Annotated in this window: 10 protein-coding genes; 5 read left to right on the top strand and 5 right to left on the bottom strand. The window is 47.3% G+C overall.

Features of this window, described 5'->3' with window-relative positions:
- The first annotated feature begins 291 nt into the window (after positions 1–291).
- Positions 292–606, top strand: a complete 315-nt coding sequence (locus QNI29_RS19335; protein ID WP_231417762.1) for a hypothetical protein — start codon at positions 292–294, stop codon at positions 604–606.
- 56 nt (positions 607–662) lie between these two features.
- On the opposite strand, the gene QNI29_RS19330 is transcribed toward QNI29_RS19335, so the two are convergent.
- The gene (locus QNI29_RS19330; protein WP_231417763.1) at positions 663–845 is read right to left on the bottom strand and encodes a putative motility protein; all 183 of its coding nucleotides are present in this window, start codon (positions 843–845) and stop codon (positions 663–665) included.
- Positions 846–1037: 192 nt separating this feature from the next.
- Here QNI29_RS19330 and QNI29_RS19325 point away from each other — a divergent pair, with 192 nt between their 5' ends.
- The 4 genes from QNI29_RS19325 to QNI29_RS19310 all read left to right on the top strand — a co-directional run bounded on the left by QNI29_RS19325 (position 1038) and on the right by QNI29_RS19310 (position 7457).
- Positions 1038–1517: a competence protein ComK gene (locus QNI29_RS19325; RefSeq protein WP_231417764.1), complete on the top strand. Its 480-nt coding sequence runs from the start codon at positions 1038–1040 to the stop codon at positions 1515–1517.
- Positions 1518–2274: 757 nt separating this feature from the next.
- Complete coding sequence (locus QNI29_RS19320) at positions 2275–3153, top strand: TetR/AcrR family transcriptional regulator (protein WP_231417765.1); 879 nt, start codon at positions 2275–2277, stop codon at positions 3151–3153.
- A 27-nt stretch (positions 3154–3180) separates the two neighbouring features.
- The gene (locus tag QNI29_RS19315; protein ID WP_231417766.1) at positions 3181–4362 is read left to right on the top strand and encodes an efflux RND transporter periplasmic adaptor subunit; all 1182 of its coding nucleotides are present in this window, start codon (positions 3181–3183) and stop codon (positions 4360–4362) included.
- Complete coding sequence (locus QNI29_RS19310) at positions 4362–7457, top strand: efflux RND transporter permease subunit (RefSeq protein ID WP_231417767.1); 3096 nt, start codon at positions 4362–4364, stop codon at positions 7455–7457. The genes QNI29_RS19315 and QNI29_RS19310 overlap by 1 nt, the downstream gene beginning before the upstream one ends.
- A gap of 467 nt (positions 7458–7924) precedes the next feature.
- Here the strand turns inward: QNI29_RS19310 and QNI29_RS19305 are convergent, their stop codons facing one another.
- From QNI29_RS19305 to csaB, 4 genes are all read right to left on the bottom strand, one after another.
- A complete protein-coding gene (locus QNI29_RS19305; RefSeq protein WP_231417768.1) occupies positions 7925–9511 on the bottom strand; it encodes a glycoside hydrolase family protein in 1587 nt (528 codons plus the stop codon).
- 13 nt (positions 9512–9524) lie between these two features.
- Positions 9525–11054, bottom strand: coding sequence for a murein biosynthesis integral membrane protein MurJ (gene murJ / locus QNI29_RS19300; RefSeq protein ID WP_231417769.1), 1530 nt, complete (start codon positions 11052–11054; stop codon positions 9525–9527).
- Positions 11055–11347: 293 nt separating this feature from the next.
- Positions 11348–12529, bottom strand: coding sequence for a glycosyltransferase family 4 protein (locus QNI29_RS19295; RefSeq protein WP_231417770.1), 1182 nt, complete (start codon positions 12527–12529; stop codon positions 11348–11350).
- Between the two features lie 152 nt (positions 12530–12681).
- Positions 12682–13791, bottom strand: coding sequence for a polysaccharide pyruvyl transferase CsaB (csaB, locus tag QNI29_RS19290; protein ID WP_231417771.1), 1110 nt, complete (start codon positions 13789–13791; stop codon positions 12682–12684).
- Between the last annotated feature and the right edge of the window lie 138 nt (positions 13792–13929).

Here is a 13929-nt window from a genome sequence, read left to right as displayed (position 1 = left end):
AGAAAGTGACGAGACGCTCGCCCGAAGTGCCCGGACGCCGCGCGAAAGTGTCCGAACGAGCGAGAAAGTGACGAGACGCTCGCCCGAAGTGCCCGGACGCCAGTCAAAAGCATCCAGACCAGCTCCAGAGTGTCCGAACCCCGCCCAAATACATCCTCCCACCTCAAAAAAACAAAACCCAAAAAGTGTAAAAAACCATGCATACTTTTCCAATAAAAGCTCATTCTAACAACTAGTACAACGGAACTCCTGAAGAATCAGGGGATTCCACTATACTTAGGAGGAATGAACATGAAGAAAAGTTGGTTATTTAAATTAGGTGCTTCAGCGCTTGCACTATCTCTAATGGCGGCTTGTGGTGATACTGAGGAAGAAACGCCTGAAGAAAACGAGCAGCAACAAGAAGAACAGAAGCAAGATGAGCAACAGATGGAAGAAGATAAGAAAGATGAAATGGAAAACGATGAGGACATGAAACAAGAAGAGAATCAAAAAGAAGAAGAGAACATGGACAAAGAAGAAGAAAAAATGAATGAAGATGATAACATGCAACAAGGCGATAAAGAAGGAAACACAAACAATACAGATGACGATATGAACGATTAATGGAAAAACCCACTACCATAAAGGTAGTGGGTTTTTGCTTCGCCTTGAGAATACACTCAAGCCTTCGTATCAATGACGGCTCCGAGAGTTGGATGCTCGGGTTCTTTTAACGAATCCTCGATCATCTTCACGTCCTCGTTACCTTTTGTCTGCATACGCGTTAACGCCTTGTCCATTAAGGACAGATTTGCCTGACGCTTCACGTCGTATGTACCAGTGGCAGGATGCATCTCCCCCATGTCAGCATGACCTCCCAATATATGGTGACCCCCAGTATATCAGATATATAGCAATTTCGAGCGGAAAATAGTTCTAAAATACTACTTCAAATAAAAATTTGAAGAAATATACAAATAATTCTCAAAATTCAAGTGTTATTCCGGTATAATAGAATCACATAAATGTAAATATATTCTATAAGGAGGCAAGCGATGGGGGAAGAAGTGAGAGAGGCTTATATAATTAATCCAGATACAATGGCAGTCTTCTCAAATCTCCATCCCACCAATGTATCCAAAATCCTCGAACCAAACCGTGTGATCTATTGTAGAAAAACACCTAAACAGATCATAACCGAGTCGTGTTTGATGGGAGGATCGACTCTTATTGGAAGACAGATGGCGATGGAGAAGATATTACAGACAAAAAGCAAGCTCCCGGTACCCGTAAATCCGAGTGAGGGGACATTTATGTTTCCCACAATGTCCCCGCGCAATATGTATTGTGGATGGATCTCATTTTACCACGTAAAGGAATATGAAGAGAATAAAGGAGACCAGGGCAGTAAGGTGATGTTCTCTGATGAATCCATCATAGATATCACAACTTCAGGTTACTCCATTAAGCGGCAAATGCAGCTAACAGGACTGGCCATTGCAACCTTCTCACGCTCCTTATACATGAAATCCTGAATGTAAGAAGAGTCTGCTCCCAAGCAGGCTCTTCTTTTTGCTCACAAATAGAAAATGTTTCCGTTTGCTTTATTGGGGAGTAAGGTGGCCCTGGAAATCACTCGCTTTCCGCGGGCGAGCTGTCGAGCCTCCTCGGGCAAAGTTCGTGCCCTCCGGGGTCTCGTCGACCTCTTTCTCCCGCAGGAGTCTCGCAATTTCCAGGGCCACCTTCGCCGAATTGGGTGGAACGGAAACCCGCGCTATATGTGAGGAGAGGATTAGAGGTGATTAGGTGAGGTCCGTTCACCACTTTTGACAGGGCATGCTATGGGTTTTGCGAACGGCCCCCAACATAAGCTGGGTGTGTTTTATACATCTTCCAGGGGCCTATAGCATGTTTCCATTACTCCAATTATGGTAAAGGTGAACCGGGAAATCGCGAGACTCCTGCGGCATTGGGAGCTTAGGGGAGACCCCGGAAAGCGCGTAGCGATTGAGGAGGCTCCCCAGCTCGCCGCGGAAAGGGAGTGATTTCCCGGTTCACCTTAAGCTCATAATAACGTTAATGGAAACATTCTCTCCGCATAAGTTTATGAAACCACCCAACCTCGTCCATACTAAAAAAGACACGCTCTATACACATTTAAGAGGTGGAAGCTATTGTAAAGGGACACCCAATATAGTATAGTATCCATGGCTTGACTGACCAGTCATGCCCAGTCCTCTATCTTACCCAGCTGTGGGATGATATGCTAGAGGGAGAGAGGATGAAGACTTTATGAATGAGAAGAAACAACGCATCATTGAAACCGGGATGAAGCTATTTGCAACGAAAGGGTTCCATTCCACATCCATACAAGAAATTGCCGACCAAAGTGGGGTCTCGAAGGGCGCTTTTTACCTGCATTTCTCTTCAAAAGAAGACCTGACGTTAAACATTCACCAATACTACTACAATGACCTTGTCGAGCGAGTAGAGGAAGTTCGGAAACAAGCGCTGCCGCCGAAGGAGTCATTAGCCCGCCAGATTCAAGTCTATATAGAAGCTTTTCAAAATAATAAAGAATTTATCATTATGCATATGCGCGATAACGTCGATATTAAATCAGAAGCCAATAGCTTTATGATGGAGATGCGCAAGCAAAACTTCAGGTGGAGTAATGAGAACCTCCTCAATATTTACGGGGAAGCGCTTACGCCTAAGATCGTTGACGCAAGCATTCTATTAGAAGGAATGATGGAGAGCTATTTTAAGTGGCTCGTCATTGATCAGTTGCCTCTTGATGCCAAACGTTTAGCCGATTTTATCGTTAGACGATTGGATGATGCGATAACTGGACTAATGAAAGAATCAGATGATCCGCTTATCACGAAAGAACAGGTGGAGTCGATCTCCATGGGGCTTGATCTGCCTGAGGAAGATGAGAGTATTCTGGGGCAGCTAGAGTCGATGAAAGAGAAAATAAAGACCCTTTCCCTACATAAGAATCGCATCGAAGAACTGACGCATGCTTTAGAGATTATAGAGAATGAAGTGAAGAAGGAGAAGCCTGAAACGGTAATGATTCAGGGAATGCTTGCTCACTTTAAAGATCTGCCGGAAATGGAACAAGACTGCCAGGACATTGCAGACCGTATGAACATTTCCTTATTGTAAGAGACAACTGAGGGGAGTACGAGAAGAATGAACAAGAAGGTATTAGCCGGAGCCATGCTGACCCTATCCCTAGTGTTAGGAGCATGCTCTGATGATTCAACAGAAGGCACACAGTCAGAAGTGGAACAAGTGACGCCCGTAGAAGTGGCGCAAGTAAGTAAAGGCGACCTCGTCGTTGAGCGTGAAGTGTTTGGACGGGCCATGCCGAGCAAGAATGCACCGATCCTGCCGAAATCAACAGGCGAACTGGTGGAGGTGAACGTATCGAAAGGAGATACCGTTCAAAAAGGTGACGTCATTGGCCGAGTCAGTGCTTCCAATGTAAATGACCAGATTGAGGTCCAGAAGATTTCCGTCCAGTCTGCCCAAAAGCAGCTCGAAGCGGCAAGAAGTCAGCGTGACGCCGCTGAAGAATCGCTTCGTGACGCGCGTGAACAATTAAATGACGCTAAGGAGCAGGAAGACAAGCTCATGGGCCCTGCAAAAGAAAACGCCAAACAAGCCGTAAGCCAAGCAGAGCGTGCCGTCGACCAGGCAGAAGCGCAGTATGATAGTGCACAGATTAGCGTCGAACAGGCTCAGCTCCAGGTGGATCAGGCTCAGGCGCAACTCGACTCAACCAGAGGTCAGCTAAGTAACGCGGCCATTGTAGCGACCATATCAGGCGAAGTCACGTCCGTGAACGGCGAAGTAGGGGATATGGTGTCCGGTCAGCAACCATTTGCGACGATTGTAGCGCTGAACCCGATCACCTTACAAGTTTCCGTAACAGCCGATGAACTTTCTCTATTTAAAAAAGATCAAGAGATTCCGGCTTTCATGAGTTCACTAGATGAAGACGTAACCTCGAAGGTGACCTACATCTCATCCATTACAAACGACAGTGGCTTGTACCCGGTTGAGGCAACCGTCACAAATGCAGATGCCAAGATCAAACCAGGCATGATGGCCACACTTCAGCTACCTGAAATGACCGTCGCCGATAAAATTTTGGTCCCAACTTCTGCAGTAGTAGAAGAAAATGAAGAAACGTACGTGTACATCATTGAAGAGGAACGTGCGGTGAAAACAGCTGTAGAAGTCGTTCGGGCTCAGTCTGACCTTACGGCGATTACAGGCGACGTGACGGAAGGAGATCAAGTCGTAACGAAAGGGCAGCTCACTCTGTCCGATGACAACAAGATCCGCATCATGAAGGAGGTAGACTAGTGAAACTCGTCGAATCCTCCGTTAAACGACCCGTCGGCGTCTTTATGATCGTCCTTGCGATCGTCGCTCTTGGCTTCGTTTCACTACGAAACCTGACGATCGACCTTTATCCTGAGATCGATCTACCTATTGCCGTCGTGTCGACACAATATCCGGATGCTGCCCCGCAGGAAGTGGAGAAACTCGTCAGCCGTCCAGTCGAATCGGCTGTCAGTTCCATTGAGGGCATTAACACCGTGCAATCCCAGTCTCAGCCTGGCGCATCCCTCGTGATTCTGATGTTTGAGAATGGGACGAACTTAGATAACGCTCTTCTCGACGTCCGGGAAAAAGTCGACCAGATTAAAGGGCTCCTGCCAGAAGATGCTGCGGACCCGAGCATATTACGCTTTGATCCACAGCAAATTCCAGTCATGTGGGTGGGCTTATCTGGTAAAGATGCTTCAAGTCTGCAAGGAATCGCTGAAGATAACATCGTTCCCTATTTTGAACGGCAGGGGGGTGTCGGATCTGTCAGCATCGAAGGGGGCCGCTCCCGGGAGGTGCAAGTGCAGATCGACCGTGCGAGAATGGCGCAATACGGCTTAAACGCTCAGACTCTCGTGCAGGCTATTAACGCAGCCAACCAGTCCACGTCAGCAGGCGTGCTTGAAAAAGGGGACCAAGACCTGCAGGTTCGCATTCAGGGAGAGTTCGAAACGATTGAAGATGTGAAAGAAACGATCATCACCTCTCCAACTGGAGCTCAGCTAGAACTGGAGGACGTGACAACGGTTAAAGACACGTTCAAAGACGTGACCACGATCTCCCGCGTCAACGGCCAGCCCTCTGTTGTCTTATCCGTTTTGAAAAAATCAGACGGGAACACAGTAGAAGTAGCCAACAACGTAGCAGCGGCTAAGGATGACGTGGAGGAGGATTTACCTAGTGATGTGAGCATGGACATCGTGTTTGATACCTCGACCTTTATCAAACAATCGATTCGCTCTGTTGTACAAAACATCATTCTCGGTGGTCTGTTCTCCGTACTCATTCTGCTCTTATTCCTGAAGAGTGTACGGGCAACGATCGTTATTGGGATTTCCATTCCGATTGCGATCATCTCAACATTTACGCTTATGTACTTTACTGGCAACACGTTGAACGTCCTCACGATGGGCGGACTCGCTTTAGGAATCGGAATGATGGTCGATAGCTCGATCGTCATACTAGAAAATATCGTCGCCTACAGGCAGAACGGATACTCGCTCAAAGAAGCGGCCAAACAAGGGGCATCAGAACTCGCACCTGCCGTTATTGCCTCAACGACGACAACGCTCGTGGTATTCTTGCCGATCGTATTCGTTGAAGGAATCGCATCAGAACTGTTCACGCCACTCGCGTTAACCGTTTCCTTCTCACTCGTCGCATCCTTAATCGTCTCGATCACGCTCATTCCAATGCTGTCATCGAAGCTCTTAACGAAAGCGATGAAGGACAACGGACGCCGCTACTGGTTCGACCGTTTCATGGACAAAATCAACAACGGCTATCGCTCGATGCTTCGCGGGGTGCTAAGACATCGTCTCATTACGGTCATCGTTACGATTCTCGCAATCGTCGGAAGCGGATTTCTCGCACCTCTCCTTGGTACGGAATTCATTCCACCATCTGACCAGGGCCAAATCGAGGTAACCGTTGAAGCACCATCCGGAACGTCCTTAGAAGGAACAGAATCGATTACAAAACAAATCGACCAAAAGTTAGAACCATACGAAGAGATCATTTCATCGAATTACTTAAGCATCGGTGGAGGAGGCTTCGAAGGATTCTCATCAACAGCCAATGAAGCCACCTACACGATACAGCTCGTCCCACCAGAAGAACGGGACAAAACAACATCCACTGTGATGCAAGAGATGGATGAAGATCTCCGTGATATAGTTGGGGCTGAAATCACCGTTAGTGAAATGGCAGCGGGTCTTGGGACAGGGGCTCCAGTTCAGATTCAGCTAAACGGTGAAGAATATGAAGTCTTACGGGAACTTGCCGATCAAGTCACCTGGACGATTGACCAGATCGACGGCGTTCACAATCCTGAATCATCAGCTTCAGAAGGGCGCCCTGAAATCCAGGTCAACGTCGACCGGGACAAAGCCGCGCAGTACGGCCTTTCCTATCAGCAGGTGATGAGCCAGGTGCAGCTTGGCTTTAGCGGTCAAACGGCCACCCGTTTCCGTGAAGCTGGGGAGGAAATCGATGTGCGCATCATTCTTCCAGATGATGAACGTCGCACGATTAGCGATTTAGAATCGATGAATATCCAAACCCAGACGGGCGACATGATCCCGCTCGCAACCGTCGCTGAGCTCGAACAAGTCCAGGGACCATCGACATTGCTTCGTGAGAATCAGCAAAAGCAAGTCAACGTCACAAGCGACATTGTAAACCGCGACCTTGGAAGCATTACAGAAGATATTCGATCCGAACTCGATCGCATTAACTTCCCAGAAGGCTATTCCTATTCAATAGGGGGACAGGCAGAGGACATGGCTGATTCCTTTGGAGATCTGGCACTAGCGTTGATCTTCTCGATCTTCCTTGTCTACGCCGTAATGGCCGTGCAGTTTGAGAACTTCCTGTATCCATTTGTCATCATGTTCTCGATGCCAGCTACAATTATTGGCGTACTTGGCGGCCTATTCATTACAGGGAAGCCGATTAGTGTACCAGCTATCATCGGGGTCATCATGCTCGCCGGGATCGTTGTAAACAACGCGATTGTGCTCGTGGATTACATTAACATCGTCAGACGAAAAGGCGTCGATCGCTACGAAGCGATTCTAGAAGCGGGACCAAGTCGCCTTCGCCCGATCTTAATGACCACACTCACAACCGTACTCGGAATGATTCCACTAGCCTTAGGACTAGGAGAAGGCGCAGAAGCCCAGCAGCCGATGGCGATCACCATTATCTTTGGTCTCACCGTCTCAAGCTTCTTCACGCTCTTACTCATCCCGGTTGTCTACACGTATTTCGACGACCTATCCAAGAAAATCGTCCGCCTCTTCCAACGAGGCAACAAAAAACAAACCAAAACCGAAACAGAATCATAAAAAAGGAAGGAACAGGCCGCCCGCGGCCTGTTCCTTTTACTTTAGTAGAGTGAAGCGTGTCTGACACGCGGTGTTGCTTTAAAGGATAGCAGGGTGTCTGACACCCTGCTATCCTTTACTGTATTAAAATACTTTTGACTTTAGTGGGCAGGGTGAACGTCGAGAAAATGAACTCTGACATCTAGAACGAGGCCACGCACGTCAAGAAAACCGTCCCTTACGTCTAGAAAAAACATCCGCACGACGAGAAACCCGAATCTAACGTCGAGAAAGAGCTACACCACGTCCATATTCTCCTCTCAAACGTCTAGAAAACCATCCTAACGGCTAAATACTATCATCAATCCTCTACAGCACTAAAGGGTGTCAGACACACACCAACGCTCTACAGCACTAAACCGTGTCAGACACCCATCACCTCTCTACCACACTAAAGCCCCACCACCCAAACCAAAAAAACGCACCTCCTAAGGGGAGATGCGTTCATTCACAGCTTTCTCAACATCAAGACCAGTTCGCTCCAGATAAGACGATTTCGATTCAATCAATGTATTATACACATCACTCACACCGTACTCTGTCTCGGCCCAGGCCTTCTGATTCTTATATAAATCAACCAACGTTAATAACTGATAGTCATTACCTTCAAACGTATGATCCTCATTCACTTGATACCAGACGTCATCCTCATGCTCGCCTTCTTCACGAATCCACTCTGTGCCAATCATTTCAATCGCCTGACGAATCGAGTAGGCCAGGTTCAAATACTTCTCATCACCCGTCCGCTCATACGCCTTCAGCAAATAATCGGACTCACCCAGTGCGTGATTGAGCGATGCGTGAGGGACTTCCTCTTTGCCAGGTCCATCATAGTCCCCAACAAGAAAGGCATCGTCTCCAAAGGAAATCGTATTACCATCATCAGCCTGTGCGACAAGGTAATCCGCGTACTTCACGCTTTCTGACTGAAGAGACTCAATACCAAGCCCGTCTGCTGCATTCATTAAGAATAAAGCAAGCTTTTCATTATGACGCGTATCTGTATAAGGAGCGTGAATGCCGTAAGCTTTTTTTACCCACGTACTCGTATACTCCGTCTTCCAAAGCTCTGTTTCTTTCTCAGCGCGATACGCTTCAATCGTTGTCACCGCATTAAGCGAAATGCTTTCAAAGAAACGCTCACCCGTTGCCTCATACCGTGATAAAGCATCCTGGTGAGGTAGGGTTCCGATCACGCGGCCGTAGCCCATTTTTGTACCCGGTTCAATCGACCATGGCACCTTCTGATACACACCAGCCGGCGTCAGCCACTTCTTCGCCCAGCGGTAATCGACAGCCATATCCTCGGCCCAAGCAGTCGCCTTTTCTATAGAAGAGAAGAGGGGATCGCCTGAGCGCATCAGCCAGCTTTCGGCTAGTTGGTCACCACTCGCTTCAAGTGTCTGTCTCAACCGTTCGTCCTCAACTTCGTAAGGGTTGGTTTCCTCATCTAACTCTCGTACAACGCTCGTTTTACCAGATTCATAGGTTTTCGTTAAAACCGTAGAAGTGTAACGCTGACCAAGCCAGACCGAGCTGCCATCAGCGAGCGTCCCGTATCCGACTGGAATCGTCGTCGGGTCGACTCCAACGGTTGAATCATGCTTATGCTCAATCGCTGAACCGATGTCGTCAAAAGAAGTTAACTCCATCTCACCTGAGAGGGGATACTCAATCGTAACCGTGTGAGTGTCATCACCTTTATTTTCAAAAGAAGAAAAATGAAGTTCATCGCCGTTACGGAGCGTCCGGTCTGTGATAGAAACCTCACCGATGTGCTCGTTGCCCGCGTACACTTCATAGGAATAGACGACGTCACGGGCGGCGACCCATTCATGTTTCTCTGTATCCTGTTCCATAAACTGAAGACCATCACCGAAGATGTGGGCGATCGTTTCTTCTTCGCCCACTGTCACTTCTTTCATCCCGTCGACTGGTTCAGGGGAGAAAATGACCCATAAACCGGCAACTGCGGCTAATGTAATCAGTCCGGCTAAGATTCGCCACCGTTTCATCGTCTAACCCTCCTTATCCTTGTTTCATACTCTTACGATCTTTCACTAAGCGCATCATCTGCCTGAAGCCTTCACGGTAGAACACATAAAGGCCAATCACATAAAAGACAATCCCGATCGGAACGAGAATAACGAGCTCCCATAGAGCGTAGAGCGACTCAATATCTGTCAACGTCTGAATCAGATAAATCGGCAACGCCATGATAATCGTCGGAATCAGCACTTTAAAGAAGAGTGCCGGAATCTGCATAAGCTCGCTCTTGTCGTAATCCTGATACACCGCATAAGTAACGGCTGAGACGTAATACACCGCGACTACAGAACTTGATAAAGCAAGTCCCGGGTAGCCCATCGGCTGAATAAAGGCGTAGTTTAACACCGCGTTTAAAATAATCGTGGTGGAACTGATGCTTAATAGTTTCTTCGTTTTCTCCTGCGCGTACAGTCCTTTTACCCCAATGACAAGGAGACCCTGCGTTAAGATAATCGGAATATAGAGCTGAAGAACGTAGTACGTATTCGCTGTGTCTTCTGGTGTGAACTTACCACCTTCATAAATGAAGGAAATTGCAGCTTTACCCACTAAGAACGTACCGACCGCGATCGGCAACAGCGTCATCATCCCAATTTGATACCCCATATAAAGGGTGTTTTTAAACTTTTCCTTCTGTTGAGCCTGTTCTGACAGGAGTGTAAAGATAATCGCAACAATCGTCGTTGTGAAAATCGTACTCGGAATACTCATCAGTAAGGATGCATTGTTTAAATACGTCGTGGCCCCTGTATCAATACGGGCTGCGAACATTTTGTTGACGAACACGTTAATATGGCCAACAGAAGAGTGGAGAAGGGCGGGTGCTAACAAGATTAAAAAGTTACGCCCGAACTCTTCATCAAACTTCAGGCTCGGCATCCATTTAAATCCGCCTCGCTTCAAGGAAACGAACTGAATGACAACACCGAGGAACGTACCAAACACAAATCCGTACGCCATACTGTAAATGCCCCAAAGATCTGCGAACAGAACAAGGAACACAGTCGCCATAAGCGTACCCATAATCTTTGAGATCTGAGTCGGAACGAAAATACGGCGCGCCTGCAGGTACGATTCGAGTACACCACTTAAGGCAATGACGACCATAAAGATGAAGAACACTTGCGTGAGCTCAATCGTAATTTCTAGCGTTAACGCCGACCGGTCTCCGTACAGAAATGGAACGATGTAAGGAGCGAGGAAATACGCTGCCACCGATCCAACGAGGAAAAAGATCGTCGTGTAGTTTAAAATGCTGTTGGCATTTCGTTCGGCTTTCTCTACATCTGCTTTACGATGCTTGACGTAATGGGGGAGGAAGACGGAATTAAATCCGTTCGCAATCAGCGCTAAGATTAGCGTGACAAAAGTAAAGGAAAGCAAGAAGCCATCGGTGCTTTCGCTTACACCAAATTCTCTGGCCATCATGCTCTCCCTTACAAACCCAAGTAGTTTCAACAAAATCGATAGCATCGTAATCCAGATTGCGGTTTTCTTTAATCCAGACATGTTGAATACCTTCTTCTTTCTTCATATACTTGTTTTTCAACGAGTAGGGACCCACTTTTATAAGCGGGAAGAGGGGAGGGGGAGTCACTCGCTTTCCATGGACGAACGGCCGAGCCTCCTCGCTTCGCTGTGGGGTCTCGGTTGTCCGTTTTTCCATAGGAGTCTCGCCCATCTCCCTCCCCCAACATAATTAGGAGAACGAATCCCTCGGTAAAAGGGGGCGCATATAGCAGAAAGAAAAACCCTTCAACTACAGGAAACCCTTTAAAACCTTGAACTTGAAAAACATCTATTTAATAAACGTGCTGCAATACATTTTCGTAAATACTAGCATAGGATGTGGCCGCTGATACGTGAGAATATTCTTGTTCGATCAGGAGGCGGGCCTGTAGGGCCATGCGTTCGCCGAATGTGGGTGTTGAAAGTATGCGCTCCACGGCTTGGGCCAGGGCCGTTATGTCTTTTTCTGGGACGAGTAGGCCGTTTTCTTCGTGATCGACAATTTCTTTTAGGCCACCTACGGCTGAGGCGATAACGGGTACGCCACTGCCCATGGCTTCTAATGCTGAGATCGACGTTGCTTCTTCGACGCCTTCTGAGTGAACGGATGGAACCATCGTGATATCGCTCATAGCGTAGTAATCCTTCATCACCTCGTGAGGGATGTCTCCTAGGAAGTGGACAGAGGATTCTGTGCCGTTTGCTTTTGCTTCGTCTCGGACGGCTTGTTCCTCTTCACCGCTGCCGGCGTAGATGAGCTTGGCCTCCGGGAATGATTGTTGAATAAGCGACAGGGCCTTCGTAGGATAGATCACACCGTTTTTCTTCGTTAAGCGGCGGGGGATGAAGATGAGTTTATCTTCTTCCTTGAAGCCGAACTTCTTGCGGAACTCTTGTTTCCGGTCCGTTTGAGGGCGGAACTGGTCCACGTCGATGAAGTTGTGCACGCGAATGCCATCCACACCAGCAAGGTCACGGACGTAGTTTCGAATGCGGTAGTCGACCGTAATGACTTGGCGCGTCTTCTTGTAGGCCTCTGTTTCCTTCTCCTGTAAGACCTTCGCTTCCTCACTGTCCGACTTAATCGATCCGCGGCTAATCGCCTCAAATGTCATATAGCCGTGCACGGTCGTAACGGTATTCACACCCGCCTCTAAAGAGGCAAACGTTGCATAGATATCCTGAGCGTTCACAAGATCGTAGGGCTTTTGATCATGCTGCTTTTTAATCATGTCTTTCAGCATATTCTGGCGTAATTTATGCCCAAGCAAAATACCCTTCCCAGGGACCATGCGATTCATAAAGAAACTGGGTCCTTTTGCGAAGAATTGTTGTTTGTAATAGGGCAGGTCACTAAAGGACAAAATCTCAACGTCATGTCCTAAAGCCTCAAGCCCCGATTTTAAAGTTGTCATATGGGTTGATAGCCCACCTGTGTGGGGGTAATTGAATACCGTTGCCAATAAAATTCTCATAATGTTCCTCCGAGTATACCAAAATCTCGAGTTGATTTATGTACAAAGTAAAAATGTATAGGGTTACGAGATAAGCTAAAATTTCACATATGACCATTGTAAGCCATACAACTATAAATGAAAATCCCCGCGACTCGAGGGAGAAGCATCCGTTACTTTACGAAATGCTTCTTCATAAGCTCGAGGTTTTGAAGGGCTTGTTCCCGAAGTGCGGCTCGCTCTTGATCAAGCTCATCACTTAGAGCATCATGATTCTCTAGGATCTGTGCCACTTTCGGATAAAGGTCATCCGCCGTGAACTCTTCAAGCGTTGTGGAATAGTCCCACATGCCTGTTCGTTTCGCGAGACTCTCAACCTTTTTATCATAGCTAATCCCTGCGTATGGAACAGAAGCAAGCGTTGCAAAGATCAGCGCGTGCAGGCGCATGCCGATGACTGTATCGCAATGTTTCATAAACTGTAAGTATTGGTTCGGTGTGAAATCCGTGCCTAAGACGTACGTTTTGTCGCCGTGTTCCATGTGCCCTTGAATCGTACGGGACACAGAGGCATCGTGTTCGCCTTCCATCGGAATAAAAACAGGCGTGACGCCGTGCTCCTTGATCAAACGATCGACCAAGAGCGCCATCTCTTTCTGATAGCGGGTTTCCTCGAACCAGGGGCGTACGCTGATGCCGACTAGAGAATCATCCCGTTTAATAGGAAGAGATTCAACACAAGCATCGTCGTCACGGCCCTGATAGGCGAATACGATATCTGCGGTCACCACCGTCTTTGGACGGGTGACTTTCAGATCATGAAGGTAGTTCTTGGAATAATCATCGCGCACCGTAATAAAATCTGCCAAGTTCCCGAACATTCTCATAAGAAGCTTCCCATATTTGCTTGTGACGGGGCCGACTCCTTGAGAGAAGAACATTACTTTCGTGCCACACAATTTCGCTAATAGCACAATAAGTAAATAATATGGAAGAGGTCCGAAAATAATACGAGTAGGATATGTATCTTGAAGTAAGCCGCCGCCACCACTTAGGAGAAGGTCAGCTTCACGAAGTGCTCGTACCTTCTTCTTAAAATCATGACGCCAGCCTCGATATATGCTGGTAACTGAATGTTTAGATGCGGTTTCGTCAGGGGAAAGGGAAAAAACAGTGAGGTCAGGCTCATCGAGCGATGATCGTAAGTTATCAATCATACTATCAAGAATCGCTTCGTCTCCTGTATTTCCTAGCCCATAAAACCCTGAAATAACAATCTTCATAAGTTATCTTTCCAATCCTTTACTGCTACAAACTCAATTTCATAGTAGCACCTTTTGTCAGAAAATGAAATAAAGATTCGAAATTCAGACGGAAATAACTATTCGCAAGGGTTGGAATTCTTTGCTATACTCTAATCA

Source organism: Pontibacillus chungwhensis, from assembly GCF_030166655.1.
Taxonomy (GTDB): domain Bacteria; phylum Bacillota; class Bacilli; order Bacillales; family BH030062; genus Pontibacillus.
The sequence above is the reverse complement of the archived record's forward strand: the minus strand, read 5'-3'. Positions and strand labels throughout refer to the sequence as shown.